Raw genomic sequence first — 18,948 nt, 5'->3', positions numbered from 1 at the left:
CCCTCAGTTGTTCTTGGGTTTGTCGGTGAGGAATTTGCCTTGTGGCGCTTCAGCGTGCTGCTGGCGCCGGGTGTTGCCGTCGATGCCGCCGGCGATCGCCCATTCGGCGAATACCGTCGGCCCAGGTTCGAACTCGCGCGGTTGCCAATCGCCGGTCAGTTGGTCTTCGTCGGCGTAGTACTCCACCAGCGCACCGGCCGGGTTCTTGAAGTACCAGAAAAATGCCGACGACACCGGGTGACGGCCCGGGCCGATTTCGGTGGCCCAGCCACAGCGTGAGATGTGCATGCCGCCACCGAACACTTCGTGCAGGTCGCGTACGGTGAACGCCACGTGGTTGAGCCCGGCGCGCGGGGCCGGCAGTTGCAGCATGAACAGGTCGTGGTGGCCGCCTTCCTCGGCGGTGCGCAGGAAGGCGCCGCGATTCGGGTAGCGGTCCGAGGCCTGGAAGCCGAAACGCTCGTGGTAGAAGGCCTCGCAGGCGTTGACGTCGGTGACGAAGAACACCACGTGGCCGACTTCGATGGGCGTGGCGCGTTCGTACACCGGCGCCGGCTTGTTGATCCGGCCCTTGGTCTGCCAGGTGTTGTGGCCGCTGCACTCGAGTTCCAGCGGGCGCTTGCGGGTGACCTGCAGGCGGATCGCCAGGCCGTTGGGGTCGGTGCAACCGATACGGCCATTGCCTTCGACGAAGCCCGGGTCGTTGGCGATGCGCTGGCTGTACAGCGCAAGGTCGGCCTGGCTTTCCACGCCCCACACCACTTCGCGCACGGTCGAGCCGGGTTCGATGGCCGGCGGCAGGCCGGGCTTGTCGATGGCGGCCAGGACCACGCGGCAGCCATTGAGGGTTTCGAAGACGATTTCATCGTCGCCGGTGCTGACCTGGTTCAGGCCCCAGTCGCTGAAGAACCGAGCGCTGGTGGCCAGGTCCTCCACGCCGTAGGTGACTTCATCGATGCCCAGTACGCTCATTGCCCTGCCTCCACGCCGGCCCAGGCCAGCGGCTGTTCGTTCATGCCCCAGTAGAGGCTCTTCTGTTCCATGTACTGCAGAATGCCCAGGCGGCCCTTTTCGCGGCCCAGGCCGCTGTCGCGCCAGCCACCGAACGGGGTCGAGATGGAGAACTGCTTGTAGGTGTTGACCCACACCGTGCCGGCCTGCAGCTTGCGGCCCAGTGCCCAGGCGCGCTTGTAGTCGCGGCTCCAGATGCCGGCGGCGAGGGCATACAGGCTGTCATTGGCTTGCTCGACCAGTTCGGCTTCGTCGTCAAAGGGCATGGCTACCAGAACCGGGCCGAAGATCTCCTCCTGGCACACCTGCTGCTGGTTACCCAGCCCTTCGAGGATGGTCGGCGGGTAGAAAAAGCCCTGATCGTACAAGCCGCCGCTCGGGCGCTGGCCACCCAGGCGCAGGCGGCCGCCTTCGGCCAGGCCCAGGGCCACGTAGCGCTCCACCGACTCGCGGTGCGCGGCACTGATCAGCGGGCCCATCTGGGTGCGTTCGTCGGCCGGGTCGCCCAGGCGCAGTTGCGCAGCGCCAGCGCTCAGGCGCGCCATGAACGGCTCATACAGGGCGCGGGCGACGAACAGCCGGGAACCGGCGATGCAGGCTTCGCCCGAGGAGCTGAAGATGCCGTACAGCACCCCGGCCACGGCGTGATCGAGGTCGGCGTCGTCGAGCACGATGGTCGGTGACTTGCCGCCCAGCTCCAGCGACACCGGCATCATCTTGTCGGCGGCGATGTGGGCGATGTGCTTGCCGGTGCGGGTGCCGCCGGTGAACGACACCCGCTTGACCAGCGGGTGGCGGGTCAGTGCATCACCGAGCAGCGAGCCCTTGCCCGGCAACACGCTGATCAGCCCCTTGGGCAAGCCGGCGTCATCGCAGATGCGTGCCAGCTGCAGGGCCATCAGTGGGGTAATTTCCGCCGGCTTGATCACCACGGCATTGCCGGCTGCCAGGGCCGGGGCGACTTTCTGCGCCTCGCTGGCGATCGGCGAGTTCCACGGTGTGATCGCCGCGACCACGCCCATCGGCTCGTACACGCTCATGCTGACGAAGTCGCCACGTGACGGGGTGATGGTTTCCTCCAGGGTTTCGCAGGCAGCGGCGAAGAACTGGAAGGTACCGGCGGCGCTGGCCACCAGGGCGCGGGTCTCGTTGATCGGCTTGCCGTTGTCCTGGCGTTGCAGCTGCGCGAGCTCCTCGGCGCGCTCACGGATCAGCCCGGCGATGCGCTGCAGCACGGCGGCGCGTTCATGGGGTTTGCGCTGCGCCCAGCCACTGTGCAGGAAGGCCTGGTGTGCGCCTTGCACGGCGGCCTCGACGTCGTCCAGGCTGGCGGCGTTGAGCCAGGCCACCGGTTCGCCTGTGGCGGGGTAGCAGGTGGCATAACGGGCGCCGCCGCCCAGGCGCCAGGTACCGGCGATGCAAAGGGGTAAGGTCTGTTCCAGAGTCATGGCGTTCCCCTAGATGGAAATGGCATGGGCATGGTTGCCCAGGGCGCGGACCACGCTATAGACGGTCAGCGCCGAAGTTTTCGGGTTGGCCTGCAACGGCTTGCCATGCAGGCTCATTTCGAAGCCACCGAAGGTGCCGCGGGCCTTGACCTGGTGCACGTTCTCTTCGCCGTGCGGGTCGGCGACCAGCGTCACCCAGGTGCGATCCAGGCCGAGCCCGGCCAGCGACAGGGTGGCGGCGACGTTGGCATTCTTCGGGTACAGGCGGGCGGCTTCGCGGGCACTGCCCTGGAAGATCACCGTGGCCTCGCGCAGGCTGTCGAGGGCGCAGACCTGTTCGGCCGGCGTGCCTTTCCACGCCTGGGCCGGCTTGCGCCCGGTGTATTCCACGGTGTCGAGGCCGCCGACCTTGGCGGCCGACAGCGCATCGATGCCGCCGATGGCGCCGGGCAGCAACTCGATGCGGGTATCGCCGCGTGCTGCCGCCGCTTCCAGGCGCTCGACCAGCCCCGGTTCGGACAACGCACCTACCGACACCACCAGGCACGGGATGCCGCGTTCGAGCGCCGGCAGCACATGCTCCTCGATGGCGCGGTGGCCGGCGCACTCCAGCAGCAGGTCGGGGCGGGCGTCGACCGGCAATGCGCTCAGCACCTGCGGCGGCCGGCGCAGGCGGGCCAGGCGCTGGCTGACCAGCGCTTCGGAGCCCGGCGAGGCGATGACCGTATCGACCTGCAACTGGTGGTCGTGCTCCAGCAGTTCCAGCACGGCCACGCCGATGGCGCCGCAGCCGATCATGGTGATATGCAGCATGGGCAGGTCCTCAGGCGGCGGTGGCTTTCTGCGAGCGGGTTTCGCTGTTGGGCGGGCCGGCGAAACGCGTGGCGAACGGGCCGACACTGAGCATGTCGACTTCCAGCAGGAACGGCCCGTCGCTGCCCAGGGCGCCTTCGAGCACCGCGCCGAAGTCGTTGAGGTCGCGCACCAGGCCATGCTTCAGGCCCAAGGCGTCGGCGAGCTTCGCGTAGTCCGGGGTGTGCAGTTCGACGTAGGCATGGCGGGCACCGTAGATGACGTCCTGAATGTTGCGGATCACGCCGTAGCGCTGGTCGTTCATCAGCAGGATCACCACGTTGGCCTTTTCCTGCACCAGGGTCGCCAGTTCGCCCAGGTTGAGGATGAAACCGCCGTCACCGGCCAGGGCGAACACCTTGCGCCCTGGCGCAGTCTCGGCAGCGGCGATGGCGGCGCCGATACCCATGGCCAGGCCTTGGCCGATGCCGCCACCGAGGGCATGTACACCGGCTTGCGGGTGGTACAGGTTGAGCAGGCGGTTGCCCCAGATGCTGTTGGACAGTGTCACATCGCGGACCCAGGTGAAGTTGCGGCCGGTCTGCGCCTGCAACTGTTCGACCATTGCCGAGTACGGGCCGAGGTCGGCCACCAGCTGTTTGCGCGATTCGGCGCGCACGGACTTGAGCTCGGTCATGAATGCCGGATCGATGTTCAAGCGGCCCTGCAGGCGGTCGGCCAGGCCTTCCAGGGCCAGGGCGGCGTCACCGCAGATGAACAGGTCGCTGGGGTAGCTGCGGCCTTCGATGGCCGGGTTGGCGTCGATACGCAGGGTGGTGCGTGGCAGCTTCAGGGCGTATTTGAACGTCTCGTTGCTGCGCAGCCGCGAGCCGGCCACCACCAGCGCGTCGCAGGTCTGCATGAAGCCTTCGACCAGGTTGTTCTGCGAGAAGGCACCCAGGCAGCGCTCGTCGTCTTCGTTGACCACGCCCCGGCCCTGGGTCGAGGTGATCACGCCGACGCCCATGTCCAGCAGGCGCTTGACCTGTGCACCGGCATGCCGGGCACCGCCGCCGAGCCAGAGCAGCGGGCGGGTGGCGCTGGCCAGGCGCTCGGCGACCAGGTCCAGCGCTTCGGGCGATGGTGCGGCGACCGGAATCGGCAGCGGCGACAGATCACCGGGCATGGTGGTCAGCGCCGACTGGATATCGATCGGGATCTCTACGCTGACCGGGCCGGTGGGCGCGGTGAGGGCGGTCTGCACGGCCAGCTTCAGGGTGCTCAGCGCAGTCTCAACGCTACGCACGCGGAACGCCGCCTTGGACACCGCCTTGAGCATGGTCAGCTGGTCGCGGGCCTCGTGGATGTAGGCCAGTTCCTGGTCCAGGTAGGGTGTTTCGATCTGCCCGGTGATGTGCAGCAGCGGGGTCCCGGCGGTGAGCGCCTCGACCATGGCCCCGGCGGCGTTGCCGGCAGCGGTGCCGGTGGAGGTCAGGCACACGCCCAGGCCGTCGACGCTGCGGGCATAGGCATCGGCCATGTTGGTGGCACCGGCTTCGCCGCGGGCCATGACGAAGCGGATGTTGCCGCGCACGGCGAAGGCGTCGAGGATCGGCATGTTATGGATCGAGATCACGCCGAACGCGGCCTTGACCTCGCACTGTTCGAGGAACGCGGTGATCACGGCACCGACGGTGACGGTGTTTTCGTTACGCATGGCGGGACAAGCCTCCAGAAACATCGATATGACTGCCAGTGGTGTAGGACGACAGCGTTGAGGCGAGGAACAGGATGGCCTGGGCGGCTTCCTTGGGCAGGCCCAGGCGGCCCATCGGGATCTGCTTGCGACGTGCCAGCTGGGCGGTCCATTGCGACCAGTCCAGGGCGCGCTCTTCGCGGGCCTCGAAACGCCGGCGCCATTGCCCGGACTCGACCAGGCCAATGAGGATGCCGTTGACCCGGATACCCTGTTCGGCGAACTCGAAGGCCATCGAACGCACCAGGTTCTTCAGCCCGGCGCGGGCCGCCGAGGTGGCCACCATGTGCGGCTCGGGCTGGCTGGCCAGCAGCGAGTTGACGCAGACGATCGACGCGCCGGTCTGGCCTTGCAGCTGGGGTTTGAAGGCGCGCACCGGGTGGATCACCGAGAAGAACTTCAGCTGCAGCTCTTCGCTCCAGGCCGCGTCACTGGTGTCGGCGAAGGTCGATACGCGGCCTTGTCCGGCGTTGTTGATCAGCACCCGCGCCGGCCCCAGCGCGGCCAGGCTGGCGGCGGCGAAGGCCTGCACGGCGTCGGCGTCGAGTACATCGCACACCTGGGCCAGCAGGCGCGCTTCGGGGAAGCGCTGCCGCAGGCTGGCTTCGGCGCTGCGCAGGCGGTCGGCATCGCGGCCGCAGAAGGCCACGCGGGCGCCGGCTTCGAGCAGCAGTTCGACGCAGGCCAGGCCAATGCCGGAAGAGCCTCCGGTGACGATGGCGGTGCTGTCGTGTAATTGGTAGAGGTTCATGCTCAATCCCTCATCAGCGCGGTGACTTGACCCGCGCCGGGCCGGTAGTTCAGCAAGCGGGACAGCTCATCGGCGCTGCCGCGCACCTGGCCCAGCAGGCTGTCGAAATTGATGTGGCCGACCTGCGCGGTGGGGATGGTCAGGCCCAGCGCGGCACTGACCCGGCCACTGGCATCGCGCACTGGCGCGGCCAAGGTGGAGATGGTCGATTCGAAGAAGCCTTCGCCGTGGACATAGCCGCGCAGGCGGTCGGCCTGAACCAGGTCGAACAGCTCCAGCACGGTTTTCGGCGTGCTCGGCGAGTGCCGCTCCAGGTGCTCCTCGGGGTACAGCTCGCGCAGCTCGGCCAGGCTGAGGTCGGCCAGCAGCACGCGCCCCAGCACCGTGGCGTGGGCCGGCAGGCGGGTGCCGACGGTCACCGCGCTGGAGAACACCGACGGCGGCGAGACCTTGGCCACATACACGATCGAGCGGCCGTCGCGCACCACCAGGTTGCTGGGATAGTTGAGGTGATCGCACAGCCGCGCCAGGATCGGCTGGCCCAGTTCGGTCAGCTCCAGCGAGGCCAGGTACTCGAAGCCCAGGCGCAGCACCGACATGCCCAGGCGGTATTCATTGCCGCTGCGGGTGACGAAGCCCATGGCTTCCAGGGTGCTCAGCAGGCGGAAGATGGTCGAGCGCGGCAGCGCCAGGCGGCGGGCCAGCTCGGGGGCGGTCAGGGTGCGGTTCTGCCGGCTGAATTCGCACAGCAGCAACAGGCCGCGCTCAAGACCTGGCACGGTGTAGCGGTCCTGATTGTCCTTCATGGCATCCGTATCGTTCATTGCACGCTACCTGTGAAAGAGGTGTCCAGTGCCCGGGCCAGGCGCCCGGTCACCGTTTCGGGTTGTTCGATGGCGCAGGCATGGCCGGCACCGTGGATCAGCTGGAAGGGCGCAGCGAAGGCCTGGGCCAGCGCCCGGCAGTCGTCGGCCGTGGTGATGCTGTCGGCGCTGCCGCAATGCACCTGGCAAGGCACCTGCAGCCCGCAGTAATGCAGCAGGTCGTCGCCACACAGCAGCTCGATGGCCTGTCGATAGCCCGGCGGGTTGAGCCGCGCCATGTTCCAGCGCACCCAGGCCAGGGCCTGGTCGCTGGCGTTGGCGGACACCAGGTTGGCGCTGCGCATTTCGGCGAGGCGCTCGATCCCTAGCGTGGCCAGGTCGTGCAGGCGCTTGTCACGCACGGCTCGGCCCTGGTCGGGCCGCGCACCGTAACCGCGTGCCGGGCTCAGCAGCACCAGTTGACTGACCCGCGCCGGGTGGTGCTTGGCAAAGGCCGAGGCGGTCAGTGCCCCCAGCGAATGGCCGACCAGCACGCAGCGCTCGACTTCCAGCGCATCCAGCAGGCTGACCAGGCGGGCGGCATAGTCAGTGGCTCGCGGGCTCGCCATCGGCAACGGCGCGGAGTGGCCATAACCCGGCGCATCCCAGGCGATCACCCGGGCGCGCTGATGCAGGCCCTGGGCAACCTGAAGCCAGCTTGCCGCGCCCGAGCCGATGCCATGCAGCAGCACGATGGCCTGGCCCTGACCGGCTTCGCGGATCGCCTGCCGGCCATCACCCAGTGGCAGCAGGCGTTCGCCGAACTGCCGCTGGAGGTGGCCGACGTAGGTGTCGGTGAGCGCTGGCATCGGCTTACCCGCGCTTGATCGAGGCCAGCGGGTGGGCTGGCGGGTAGGTGGGGGTAACCGGCTTCTTGGCACCGAGCATCACGCACATCAGCGCGTCTTCGTCGCCGATGTTGATCTCTTCGCGGTACACCCCCGGCGGGACGGAAATCAGGTCGCGGTCGGTGAGGATGGTCTCGAAGCGCTCACCGTCCTTCTCGATCACCACCTTGAGCTTGCCGCGCAGTACGAAGAACACCTCTTCGACATCGGTGTGCAAGTGCGGCGGGCCTTCATGGCCGGCAGGGATGACCATGGTGGAAAAGGTGAAGTGTTCCGAGGGAATGGTGTTCATGTCGCTGCCGACGCCGGTGCCACCGGTGCCCACGTAGCGCATCTGGGCGCGGCGGAACTTGGGATCGTAGTCAGCCTGGAACTTGAGCGCGTCCCAGTCGTAGCGGCGGGTTTCATAGCGGGCGATGCGCGTCTGCATCCATTCGGCCAGGTCGGAACCTGCCGGTTGCTCCCAGGTTTTCGGCGTTTGTTGCTCAACGGAAAGATCGGTCATGGCGGTCTCCTTTGCTCAGGGCATGACGAACCCGCCGTTGACCGGCAGGGTTTGTCCAGTGATGAAGCGCGACAGGTCGGACAGGGCGAACAGCACGGCCCCGCTGACGTCGTCGGGCAATTGCGGGCGCTGGATGGCCCGTTGGTCGATGTACAGGCGGTGGCGGGCCTCGGGCACGTAGGCGGTGGCTTCGACCTGCACCAGCCCGGGGGCGATGGCATTGACGGTGATGTTGTCGCCGCCCAGTTCGCGGGCCAGGCTGCGGGTCATCGCGATGATCGCGCCCTTGCTGGCGACATAGGCCAGCAGGTTGGGCGCGCCCCATAGCGGGGTGTCCGAGGCCAGGTTGACGATCGCCCCATGGCCGCTTTCGCGCAGTGCCGGCAGGGCGGCGCGGGTCATCAGCCAGGTGCCGCGCACGTTGACCTGCATCACCTGGTCCCAGGTCTCGATGTCCAGCTCTTCGCAGCGCTTGCCGCCGGAGTTGGTGATGGAGGCGTTGTTGACCAGCCCGTCCAGCCCACCCAGGCGCTTGACGGTGCGTTCGATGCAGTTGTCGATGGACGCCGGGTCGGCCAGGTCCAGGCTGACGCCGCTGACGTCCAGGCCCTGGGCACTCAGCTCGCAGGCAGCCTGCTGCACGCGGCCGGCGAGGATGTCGGCGATCACCACCCGGGCACCGGCCTGGGCGACGGCCTGGGCAAAGGCATAACCCAGGCCGCGGGCACCACCGGTGACCAGCACGCGGCGCCCTTCGAGCAAGTTGTTGTAAGGCATCACGAAGTACTCAGCATGGCTTTGGGGAGGTAATGCAGCACGCGCTTTTCGGCCCAGACCACGGCGCCATAGGCCAGCACGCCGATCAGGGTGAGCATGACGATGGCCACGAACACGCCGGCGGTATTGCCTTGGCCTTCGGCGTCCACCAGCAGGAAGCCCAGGCCCTGGTTACCGCCGACCAGTTCGCCGACAGTGACCCCGATCACCGCCAGGGTCGAGGCGATGCGCAGGCCGGAGAACAGTGCGGCCATGGCCGAGGGGAACTCCACCAGGCGGAAGATCTGCCAGCGGCTGGCGTTCATGGTGCGCACCAGGTTGATCATGTCCGGGTCGACAGTGCGAATGGCCGAGAGCACGTTGATCATCACCGGGAAAAACACGATGAGGATGGCGATGAGGATCTTCGGGTAGATGGTGTAGCCCAGCCACATCACGAACAGCGGGGCGAAAGCCACCTTGGGCGCGATCTGCAGGGCCAGGATGTACGGCGAGAGCATGGCCTCGGCCGACGGCGACAGGCCCAGGGCGACGCCGATCGATACGCCGAGCAGGGCGCCGAGGGCGAAGCCGACGATGATCTCGAAGGCGGTGATCAGGGTGTGTTCGAGCAGGCTGCTGCCATGCCACATCAGCGCGCTTTCTTCGACCACACGGCTGAGCGGCGGCATGACGAACTCGGGCATGCCGAGCAGGCGCGGGGCCCATTGCCAGAGCAACAGGAACATCAGGAGCAGGGCAAGGCTGCCGAGCACGGAGGTGTTGAGGTTTTTCATCAGGCGCTTACCTTGGTTGCCGGGGCTTTACTTGGCCGCGGTCTGGGTGTCGATGAACTGGTTGCTGTAGAGCTCTTCGAGCGGCGACTCGCGGGGCACGATGCCTTCGCTGACGTAGAACCTGCGCACCGCGTCCAGGCGCGCCGGGTCGATGCGTCCGGGGACCGGCTGGCCGGCGTAGACATATTCCACGTACAGGCGCAGGGTCTTTTCCAGCGAGGCTTCCTTGCCGGCATAGGCCGGTACCGCGCGGGCGAACGTGGCGGCGGCAGCCTTGGGGTCGTCAACGATGTCCTTGAGGCCGCGCAGGGTCGCCTGGACTACGCCACGCACCACTTGCGGGTGGTGCTCGATGGCATCGTCCGAGGCCAGGATCGCCTGCGCCATGCTTTCGAATACCTGCTCGCGGGGGATCAGCTGGTACTTGAGCCCGGCATCCTCGGCGTTGACCACCCAGTCCGGCACCCCGGCCATGGCTTCGGCCTTGTTGGCCGAAAACAGCTGCCACACACCGGACGGGCCGGCGGCCTGGATGTCGACATCGTCCTTGCTCAACCCGGCCTTGCGCAGCGAGGCGAGCAGGGCGTAGTAGGTGGTGTCGGAGTACGACATCACGGTCAGCGTCTTGCCCTTGAGGGCCTTGATGTCGTGGATGTTGGCGCTGGCGTTGGTGGCGATCATGGTCACCCCGCCACCGCCGAGCACGGCCACGGTGCGTACCGGAATACCGTTGGGGCGCACGATGATCGGCGTGTCGCCGATGGCGCCGCCGACCAACGCGTTGCCGGCACCGATCTGCTTGGCCACGTCGACGCCACCCTTGGCGGCGATGAAGGTCAGGTCCAGGCCCTGGGCCTGGTAGTAGCCCTTTTCCTTGGCGATGATCCACGGCGCGAAGGCTGGCAGGCTGGGAGGGGCCGGCAGCAGGTAGGTGACCTTGGCCGGTTCGGCCTGGGCCTGCAGGGCGAAGGCCAGGCCCAGGGCGGCGAGGGCGAGGCGTTTGAAAGGTGTATTGAACATGCTGACTCCCGGAAGGTAGTGAACGCCGATCAATGCAGTTCGTGGTCGGCGCCGACGTGCAACAGGTCCATCAGGCGCCCGGCCAGCGGGCCGATTTCCGGCAGCTTGCGGCGCTCGAGGGGGTTGTCGCGGTGGGGCAGGTCGATCTCGATTTCCTCGATGATCGTGCCGGGGCGGGCACTCATGACCAGCAGGCGGTCGGACAGGGCGATGGCTTCGACCAGGTCGTGGGTGATGAACAGCGCAGTCTTCTTTTCTTCGAACAGCATGCGCGCCAGGTCCTGCTGGAGGATCATCTTGGTCTGCGCATCGAGGGCCGAGAACGGCTCGTCGAGGAACAGCACCTGCGGGTCGATGGCCAGGGTGCGGGCCAAGGCGGCGCGCTGGCGCATGCCGCCGGAAAGCTGGAACGGGTAATGGTCGGCGAAGCCTTGCAGGTGGCAGCGGTTGAGCAGGTCTTGGGCGATGACCTTGCGATCACTGGCCGCCCTGCCCTGGATTTCCAGGCCCAGTTCGACGTTGCGGCGGATGCTGCGCCAAGGCATCAGCAAGTCCTTCTGCAGCATGAAAGCGACCTTGGGTACCGGGCCGACGACCCGCTCGCCACCGACCAGCACCTCGCCCTCGCTGGGGCGATAAAGGCCCGAGCCCATGTTGAGAATGGTGCTCTTGCCGCAGCCGGAAGGGCCGATGATCGACACCACTTCGCCACGGCGAATCTGGAAGTTCACACCGCGGATGGCAAACGGCGCCTGGCTCTGGCCTTTGGCCGCAAAGGCCTTGCCGACGTTGCGAAATTCGATTTCGGTTGGCGCCTGTGCATCGCAAGGGCTGGGCGTTTTCCACTGAGGGGCGATTGCGTACATCTCTTTCACAGCCATGGGATCAACTCGCTGGTCTGTTTTATAGGTGATACGCCGTTTAGTGCATGAACAGTGCCAGTTAAAATATTTCCTTCATTTAAATAAAAAATGCTTATTTATTAATTGGTTACTCATTTGTGCACAGAATCGTCATGTTTCATATGTGAAACATAGTTTTTTATATGGCACGGAAATGCCCATTCTCGGCGCAGGCAAGTGGGCCGTGCGAGGCAACAGGGCAGTTTCGGGTAACGCGGGCGGGGTAGCGGTTTCACAGGTGAAACCGCACGGCGGGTTGGTCGATGAACCTTGTGGGAGCGGGTTCACCCGCGAAGAATCCAGCGCGGTGGCTGGCACCGGCTTTGCCGGTGTTCGCGGCTAAAGCCGCTCCCACAGGGATTGCGCATGCCTTGAGGTAAGTATTGAACCTGTGGGAGCGGGTTCACCCGCGAAGAGGCCGGCACAAGCAGCACAAGACAGTTGCTCCCACAGAGAGGTGTGTTGCAGTTGGCGGACGGGTCAGTTCCGGGCAGGGCGCAGCACCAGCCACAGCGCCAGGCCAATCAGCAGGCCACCATACAGGTGCGCCATCGACAGTGGCTCGTCCAGCAGCCAAGCGCCCCACAGTACACCGAACGCCGGTATCAGGAAGGTCACGGTGCTGGCCCTGACCGGGCCGATCTCGGCCAGCAGGCGGAAGTACAGGATGTAGGCGAAAGCGGTGCACAGCAGGCCCAGGCCCAGCAGCGACAGCCATACCTGCCAGCCGCCCCAGCTGGCCGGTGGCTGGGTCAGGGCGCTCCAGGCGAACAGCGGGCTCATCAGCAAGGTGGCGCCGAGCATGCTGCCCAGGGCTGACAGGCGGCTGTCCAGGCCGCTGATCCAGCGCCGCGCCAGGAAACCGGCGAAGCCATAGCAGGTGGTGGCCGCCAGGCAGGACAGGGCGCCTTGCACCAGGGCCATGTCCAGCGCTACCGGGCCGGCGCCGCTGAGGATGCCGACACCGAACAGGCCAAGGAAGATGCCGCCGAGCTTGGGCAGGGTCATGGCTTCGCGGAAGAACAGCGCGCCGATCAGTACGCCCATCAGCGGTGTGGTGGCGTTGAAAATGGCCGAGTAGCCAGCGGGCAGCACTTGCGCGGCCACCGAATAGAAGGTGGCCGGAATGCCAGAGTTGATCATGCCCAGCACCAGGCAGGCGCCGAGCTTGCCGTCGAAGTTCCAGCGTACCCGGGTGGCGGCGAGAATGGCGATCAGGCCCAGGCAGGCGATGGAGACACGCAAGAACGCGGTGGGGATCGTGCCCAGCTCCGGGGCGATGATGCGCATGAACAGGAAACTCGCCCCCCAGACAGCGGCAAGGGTCAGCAGGCGGGCTAGGGCGATGGGGCTCACGACGGTCTCCGGGTACAGGGCAGGGCGCGAGTGTACGTGACTGGCGTGGGCGATTCTTGTGCTTTCTTGCGGTGTAAACCTGTACCGGCCTCTTCGCGGGCCAGTACAGGCTAAGCTCTTTATCTCACCTGGCGTGAGGTTCACCGCATGACCCAGCATTGGCCTGCCAGCGAGATCGCCCGGATGATCCTCCACGGTTTTGACGACTATCGCGAACATTTTCGCCGCATCACCCTGGGCGCTCGTGAGCGCTTCGAGCAGGCGCGCTGGCAAGAGATTCAGCGGGCATCTGCCGTGCGTATCAACCTGTATGAACAGAAGGTCGGCGAGGTCAACGGCTGGCTGCGTGATGGCTTCGACGCCGACGTGCTGCTGGATGTGGAACAGTGGCCGCTGGTGAAAAACGCCTACATCCGCCTGATCGACCCTCGGCTGGACGATGAGCTGGCGGAGACCTGGTACAACTCATTGTTCTGCAGCCTGTTCAGCCACGACCAGATCAGCGACGGCTGCATGTTCATCCATACCACCCGGCCTTCGATCCGCGCCCACGAGCGCGCTGCGCAGACCCGCACCTACAGGCTCGGTTCCGGCCTGAAAAGCCTGCTGCGGGCGATCTTCACCGATTACCCGTTCGATGCGCCATATGGCGACCTGGAAGGCGACATCACGCGGCTGGAGGAGCAACTGCGCGAATGCCTGCCGGACTGGGTGTGCAAGGACCCGGCCCTGGCCGTGGAGCTGTTCGTGCCGGTGCTGTATCGCAACAAGGGTGCCTACCTGGTCGGCCGCCTGTACAACAGCGACGAGCAGTGGCCGTTGGTGATTGCGCTGCTGCACCGTGAAGGCCATGGCATCGAGGCCGATGCCTTGATCACCGACGAGGCCGAGGTGTCGATCATCTTCTCGTTCACGCGTTCGTACTTCATGGCGGATGTGCCGGTGCCAGGGGAGTTCGTCAACTTTCTCAAGCGCATCCTGCCGGGCAAGCACATTGCCGAGCTGTACACTTCGATCGGCTTCTACAAGCAGGGCAAATCGGAGTTCTACCGCGCGCTGATAAACCACCTGGCCAGCAGCGACGACCGCTTCGTCATGGCCCCCGGGGTGCGCGGCATGGTCATGAGCGTGTTCACCCTGCCGGGCTTCAACACGGTGTTCAAGATCATCAAGGACCGCTTCTCGCCGTCCAAGACCGTCGACCGCGCCACCGTGATCGACAAATACCGGCTGGTGAAAAGTGTCGACCGGGTCGGGCGCATGGCCGATACCCAGGAGTTTGCCGATTTCCGCTTCCCGCGCGGCAAGTTCGAGCCCGAGTGCCTGGCCGAGTTGCTGGAGGTGGCACCCTCGACCGTGGCGCTGGAGGGCGACACGGTGCTGGTCCGCCACTGCTGGACCGAGCGGCGCATGACCCCGCTCAACCTGTACCTGGAGCACGCCAGCGAAGGGCAGGTGCTCGAAGCACTGGAGGACTACGGGCTGGCCATCAAGCAACTGGCGGCGGCGAACATCTTCCCCGGTGACATGTTGCTGAAGAACTTCGGCGTCACCCGGCATGGGCGGGTGGTGTTCTACGACTATGACGAGATCAGCTTCCTGACCGAGGTGAACTTCCGGCACATCCCGCCGCCGCGTTACCCAGAGGATGAGATGTCCGGCGAGCCGTGGTATTCGATCGGGCCGCACGATGTGTTCCCCGAGGAATTCCCGCCATTCCTGTTTGCCGATATCGGCCAGCGCCGGCTATTCAGCCGCTTGCATGGGGAGTTGTATGACGCGGATTACTGGAAGGGGCTGCAGGCGGCGATTCGCGAAGGCAAGGTGATCGACGTGTTCCCGTATCGGCGCAAGGCACGGTGATTCTGGTTCGCCAGGCCTGGCCTCATCGCGGGCGTGCCCGCGAAGAGGCCGGGCCTGCTTATCACATTCAGCTCTTCAGGCACTTCAGTTCACTGAAGTCGGTGCGCACCTTGGCCAGCCGCTCTTGCAGGAACTGGCGTTGCACCGGTGTACTGAGGTGCACGAGGTCGATCAACAGGCTGCGCGCCTGCTGCTCGGAATTCTGATAGGCAGCGCGGTACTTCGGCGTCCACAGGCTTTCCTTGCGTTGCAGAAGCGTTGCCAGGCGCGGCTCGAAGCTGGCGTCGTTGCGCTGGTTCATGGCCAGCATCAGCTGCTGTTGCCAGTGCTGGCGGTTGGCGATCCACTGGCGGTTCTGGTCACCCAGCGCCTGCGACCAGGCGTGTACGCGCTGGCGCTGGGCGGCATTGAGTTCGCCGAACCAGTTGTTCAGGCGTTTTTCCATGCGCTCGGTGCGTCGAGCGATCTGTTTGGCCAAGGGTGTGTCGACATACTCCTTTTGCCGTTCGTTGATATCGTCGCGAAAGGCATCGCGCATTTCCGCCACCTGCTGATCGCTCATGCCGCGCAGCAGCTCGGTGGCCGAGGGCGTGATCGCTTCTGCCACCCGGCCAATCGCCTGGCGTGCTTCGACGGTGCGTTGCTGCAGGGCCTGGTCGGTCACCTGGTCTTCGGCGACCATGTCGCGCACCCGGTCGAGCCAGTCGAGGTAGCCGGGCAGCTGGGTCTTGCAGTGCCAGGCCAGGTGCTCTTTCAACCGTTCGTCGAGCAGGTTCTTCTGTTCACGGTTCATCGCCAGGTAGTCGCCCAGCGACCAGGGTACCAGGCGGTCGAGGTTGCGGTAGGCCAGGTCGATGCGGCTGCAGGCGGCCAGGGCCAGGGCGCAGGCAATGGCGATGATCAGGGCTTTGGACAGGCGTACATGCATGTGCTGATCCCTTTTACGGCTTCAGGTGTAGAATAGCCGCCTTGTCTTGAGGAACATCGGAAATGGCTCTGCTTGGGCGTTACAACAGTTTGCAAATCGTGAAACACGTGGAATTCGGCCTGTACCTTGACGGCGGCGCCGATGGCGAAATCCTGCTGCCCGGGCGCTACATCCCGAAAGACGCCGAAACCGAGGTCGACGACTGGCTGAACGTGTTCATCTACCTGGACAGCGAAGACCAGCTGATTGCCACCACCGAGAAGCCCAAGGTGCAGGTCGGCGAGTTCGCCAGCCTCAAGGTCAAGGACATCAACGGTGCCGGCATCTTCCTCGACTGGGGCCTGTCCAAGGACCTGCTGATGCCGTATTCGGAAGAATCCCGCCAGCTGAAGATCGGCGACTACTGCGTGGTGCATGCCTACCTCGACAAGCGTACCCGGCGCATCACCGCTACCTCGCGCCTGGACCGCTACCTCGACCGCACCCCGGCCGACTACCCGGTTGGCCAGCCCGTCCAGCTGCTGGTGGCCGGTGAGACGCCGATGGGCTTCAAGGCCATCATCAACAACCGCCACTGGGGCCTGATCCACAAGAACGAGGTGTTCAAGTTCCTGCGTTCGGGCATGCATGTGGACGGCTTCATCAAGGAAGTGCGCCATGACGGCAAGATCGCCCTAAGCCTGCAGCCGGTTGGCGCAGCGCTGGGCGATGACCTGCAGGCGCGCATCATGGCGCGCCTGGAGGCCGATGGCGGTGTGCTGGCGGTGAGCGACAAGAGCGCCCCGGAAGTGATCAGCCAGATGTTCAACGTCAGCAAGGGCAACTTCAAGAAGGCCATTGGCGGGTTGTTCAAGCAGGGCCGCATCGTCATCCATGACGATCGCATCGAAAAGGCCTGATCAGGCCTGCACGAAGGTCCGGAAGTCCAGCTGCTCGCCACCCGGGCGGGTGTCGCGCAGCAGCGAGTCGCGGTCGGCGCTCAGGGCCAGGCTGATGGTCGAGCGGCGCTTGCCGGGGTTGCGCACTTCCATCTGCTCCTGGTGAGCACGGAGGAAGTTGACCGGCACCTTCAGGTGCTGCAGTTCGTCGCTTTCCGGGGTGTGCAGCAGCAGGTTGACCCAGTCGGGCTGGCCCTTGCGCAGCAGTGCCACCGGCACCTCGAACCACCACAGGTTGCGCTTGCGGTCGAGGATGGCGAACAGGGTGTTGGCGCTGGTCAGCACCGGGTTGGCCAGGGCCTGGTTGCGGCGGGCGATGGCAGCGGGTTTGTCGAGTTTCATGCAGGTTCCTGCGGGTTGACGCTTGATTAGGGCTGCATTGTGAGGGGTGGCACCGGGCCTAGCAAGGTTTGCCGGCCTCTTCGCGGTGAACCCGCTCCCACAGGAATGTCATTGCCCTCGGGCTATGTGATATCCCTGTGGGAGCGGGCTTGCCCGCGAAGAGGCCATCCGCCCTAGCGGGTGACCGGCAGGCTCAACTCGGAAGTGGCCCCATCCGCAGTGGTCACCGTCGCAGTGAAACTCTTGAACTGGCCGATGTTCTCCAGCACCTGAGCAAAGCTTGCCTTCCCTTGCGCATCGCTATTGACCAACAACTCTCCCAGATACTGCTCCGCCTCGGCCCCATTTGCCTGGGCATTGCCGAACACCTCGATGCGCAGCAGGCTAGACACCGGCCCCTGCACCTCGCCACGCAGCACATTGCCGTCCAGCGCGATTAGCCGCGGCGGCTGCTGGTTGTGGTTGGGTAACGGCTGGCACGGTTTGGGCTCGCCCTTGGCATCGCAGATGATCGCCTGATCCTGCTTCGGCAAATCCGCACCGACCCCGCGCGAACCCACATACAGCGCATGGGCCTGGGCCGGCACGCCAAAGACGATGGCGCCGGTCCGCTGATTCGGCACGCATGAACCACCGGCTTCACAACGGCGGATGTCCTGGCTGTTGCCCCAGATGCGGTTGCCGCTCAGGCGCGTGGCGGTGATATCCGGCTCCGGGCGCAGGGCCACGCCGATACGGTTGCCGTGGATCAGGTTGCCGTCGAGAATGTTGCCTTCGCCGGTGACGCTGACGCCGATCGAGTTACCGCTGAAGGTGTTGGCGCCGAGGTAGTTGCGCTTGCCCCAGTTGATCTGCAGGCCGTCGGAGTAGTTCTCGAAGCGGTTGCGCACCACGCTGTTGTCGTTGCCCAGCAGAATTTCGATGCCCTGGGACGGTTCGGGGTTGGCCGGGGTGGAGCGGAACAGGTTGTCGGCCACCAGGTTGAAAGCCGCGCCGCGGGTCAGTTCAAGGCCATCGCCGTTGTCGATCAGCTGGTTGCGCAGCACCTTGTTGTTGACCGTGGTGGTGGCGGTCGGGTTGCCGGCGCCGTCGTCGCCGGTGAGCATGATGCCGGCGCCGCCTTTGTTGGCGACGATGCGGTTGTCTTCGATGACATTGCCACTGGCGCGGTTGACCAATATGCCGATGCAGAAGTTGCGCACCTCCAGGCCACTCAGGTGCACGCCCTGGGTATCACGCAGCACCAGCCCGGGGTTGGTGGTGGTGCGCACATTGGTGCCGAACTGGCCGGGCAGGGCGCCGGGGCAGGTGCGCACGCCCTGGTCCTTGATGTAACCCGAGCCGTCGATGGCGATGTACTGGCCGTCGCGGGCCCAGGGCAGGCCGGTGATCTGCACCGGGCCTTTGATCTCCGGCAGCGCGCGGGTCGGGCGGATCACGTAGGGCGGCTGTCCCACCGCAGCGATCTCGATGCGATAGTGGCCGGGGTTCTGGTTGCTGGTTTCAATGGCCCAGCGCAGGGTGCCGGGTTGGCCATCGTCGGTATAACGCTCGACCTTGAGGGTTTCGCTGGCCGGTGCGGCAGCCAGGGCAGGCAAGGGCAACAACGGCAGCATGGCCGCGAACAGGGGCATCAGACGCATGGGTGCGGGTATCCGGAAACTGTTGTTCTTGTACATTGGCAACCTGCTTCGGGTTGCCGTTTGCCGGCGATTCTAGGGGAGCAGGCCGGCCTTGGGCAGCGCGGTGGGGCCGATTTGGTGCGGTATTCGCCCGTAGAATCACCGCTCGGCTTGAACCTGGAAAATTGATTGAAACTCCTGCGAACAGCGTCTGGTCCACCGTCTGTCGACACGGTCCCCGTGTCTCCATTTGCAGGAGATTTGCCATGAGCGGCACCAAAGACAAAGCGAAAGGCCTGGCCAACGAAGCGATCGGCAACGTCAAGCAGGGCATCGGCAAGGTGACTGACAACGACAAGCTGCGGGCAGAGGGCAAGGCCCAGGAACTGAAAGGCGAAGGGCAGCAGATCAAGGGTAACGTGAAGGATGCAGTGAAGAAGCCTTGATCGC

The 18,948-nt window shown here is 65.5% G+C and carries 19 protein-coding genes; 3 read left to right on the top strand and 16 right to left on the bottom strand.

What is annotated here, in order from left to right:
• Positions 1–3: 3 nt before the first annotated feature.
• From CAF78_RS01865 to CAF78_RS01805, 13 genes are all read right to left on the bottom strand, one after another.
• A complete protein-coding gene (locus CAF78_RS01865; RefSeq protein WP_085675760.1) occupies positions 4–972 on the bottom strand; it encodes a VOC family protein in 969 nt (322 codons plus the stop codon).
• Complete coding sequence (locus CAF78_RS01860; RefSeq protein ID WP_085675761.1) at positions 969–2,459, bottom strand: aldehyde dehydrogenase; 1,491 nt, start codon at positions 2,457–2,459, stop codon at positions 969–971. The genes CAF78_RS01865 and CAF78_RS01860 overlap by 4 nt, the downstream gene beginning before the upstream one ends.
• Before the next feature lie 9 nt (positions 2,460–2,468).
• Positions 2,469–3,272 (bottom strand): aspartate dehydrogenase, encoded by an 804-nt coding sequence (locus tag CAF78_RS01855; RefSeq protein WP_085675762.1) that lies wholly within the window; start codon positions 3,270–3,272, stop codon positions 2,469–2,471.
• A gap of 10 nt (positions 3,273–3,282) precedes the next feature.
• Positions 3,283–4,968 (bottom strand): thiamine pyrophosphate-binding protein, encoded by a 1,686-nt coding sequence (locus CAF78_RS01850; RefSeq protein WP_085675763.1) that lies wholly within the window; start codon positions 4,966–4,968, stop codon positions 3,283–3,285.
• Positions 4,961–5,758, bottom strand: coding sequence for an SDR family oxidoreductase (locus tag CAF78_RS01845; protein WP_085675764.1), 798 nt, complete (start codon positions 5,756–5,758; stop codon positions 4,961–4,963). The genes CAF78_RS01850 and CAF78_RS01845 overlap by 8 nt, the downstream gene beginning before the upstream one ends.
• Positions 5,759–5,760: 2 nt before the next feature.
• Positions 5,761–6,582, bottom strand: coding sequence for an IclR family transcriptional regulator (locus tag CAF78_RS01840; RefSeq protein WP_085675765.1), 822 nt, complete (start codon positions 6,580–6,582; stop codon positions 5,761–5,763).
• A complete protein-coding gene (locus CAF78_RS01835; protein ID WP_085675766.1) occupies positions 6,579–7,430 on the bottom strand; it encodes an alpha/beta fold hydrolase in 852 nt (283 codons plus the stop codon). The genes CAF78_RS01840 and CAF78_RS01835 overlap by 4 nt, the downstream gene beginning before the upstream one ends.
• 4 nt (positions 7,431–7,434) lie before the next feature.
• Positions 7,435–7,974, bottom strand: a complete 540-nt coding sequence (locus CAF78_RS01830; RefSeq protein ID WP_085675767.1) for a cupin domain-containing protein — start codon at positions 7,972–7,974, stop codon at positions 7,435–7,437.
• A 15-nt stretch (positions 7,975–7,989) separates the two neighbouring features.
• Positions 7,990–8,751: an SDR family oxidoreductase gene (locus tag CAF78_RS01825; protein WP_085675768.1), complete on the bottom strand. Its 762-nt coding sequence runs from the start codon at positions 8,749–8,751 to the stop codon at positions 7,990–7,992.
• Complete coding sequence (locus CAF78_RS01820) at positions 8,751–9,527, bottom strand: ABC transporter permease (protein WP_085675769.1); 777 nt, start codon at positions 9,525–9,527, stop codon at positions 8,751–8,753. The genes CAF78_RS01825 and CAF78_RS01820 overlap by 1 nt, the downstream gene beginning before the upstream one ends.
• 27 nt (positions 9,528–9,554) lie before the next feature.
• Positions 9,555–10,547, bottom strand: a complete 993-nt coding sequence (locus tag CAF78_RS01815) for an ABC transporter substrate-binding protein (RefSeq protein ID WP_085675770.1) — start codon at positions 10,545–10,547, stop codon at positions 9,555–9,557.
• Positions 10,548–10,576: 29 nt separating this feature from the next.
• Positions 10,577–11,413 carry an ABC transporter ATP-binding protein gene (locus CAF78_RS01810; protein WP_256573930.1) on the bottom strand — a complete coding sequence of 279 codons (837 nt, stop codon included), beginning with the start codon at positions 11,411–11,413 and terminating at the stop codon, positions 10,577–10,579.
• Between the two features lie 516 nt (positions 11,414–11,929).
• Complete coding sequence (locus CAF78_RS01805) at positions 11,930–12,805, bottom strand: DMT family transporter (protein ID WP_085675772.1); 876 nt, start codon at positions 12,803–12,805, stop codon at positions 11,930–11,932.
• A gap of 147 nt (positions 12,806–12,952) precedes the next feature.
• On the opposite strand from CAF78_RS01805, the gene aceK reads away from it, so the two are divergent.
• Positions 12,953–14,668 (top strand): bifunctional isocitrate dehydrogenase kinase/phosphatase, encoded by a 1,716-nt coding sequence (aceK, locus tag CAF78_RS01800; protein ID WP_085675773.1) that lies wholly within the window; start codon positions 12,953–12,955, stop codon positions 14,666–14,668.
• Positions 14,669–14,735: 67 nt separating this feature from the next.
• Here aceK and CAF78_RS01795 read toward each other — a convergent pair whose 3' ends face one another.
• A complete protein-coding gene (locus CAF78_RS01795; protein WP_085675774.1) occupies positions 14,736–15,596 on the bottom strand; it encodes a DUF6279 family lipoprotein in 861 nt (286 codons plus the stop codon).
• Positions 15,597–15,658: 62 nt separating this feature from the next.
• On the opposite strand from CAF78_RS01795, the gene CAF78_RS01790 reads away from it, so the two are divergent.
• Positions 15,659–16,495, top strand: coding sequence for a S1 RNA-binding domain-containing protein (locus CAF78_RS01790; RefSeq protein ID WP_085675775.1), 837 nt, complete (start codon positions 15,659–15,661; stop codon positions 16,493–16,495).
• Here the strand turns inward: CAF78_RS01790 and CAF78_RS01785 are convergent, their stop codons facing one another.
• Together CAF78_RS01785 and CAF78_RS01780 are read right to left on the bottom strand one after the other, a co-directional pair.
• Positions 16,496–16,876, bottom strand: coding sequence for a hypothetical protein (locus tag CAF78_RS01785; RefSeq protein ID WP_060510375.1), 381 nt, complete (start codon positions 16,874–16,876; stop codon positions 16,496–16,498).
• Positions 16,877–17,049: 173 nt separating this feature from the next.
• Entirely contained in the window at positions 17,050–18,519 is a 1,470-nt protein-coding gene (locus CAF78_RS01780; RefSeq protein ID WP_085675776.1) for a nitrous oxide reductase family maturation protein NosD, read from the bottom strand.
• A 245-nt stretch (positions 18,520–18,764) separates the two neighbouring features.
• Between CAF78_RS01780 and CAF78_RS01775 the strand changes: the two genes are divergently transcribed.
• Positions 18,765–18,944: a CsbD family protein gene (locus CAF78_RS01775; protein ID WP_085675777.1), complete on the top strand. Its 180-nt coding sequence runs from the start codon at positions 18,765–18,767 to the stop codon at positions 18,942–18,944.
• Positions 18,945–18,948 lie beyond the last annotated feature (4 nt).

Source organism: Pseudomonas sp. R28(2017) (assembly GCF_002112505.1).
Taxonomy (GTDB): domain Bacteria; phylum Pseudomonadota; class Gammaproteobacteria; order Pseudomonadales; family Pseudomonadaceae; genus Aquipseudomonas.
This window is presented reverse-complemented; position numbering and strand designations above follow the sequence as displayed.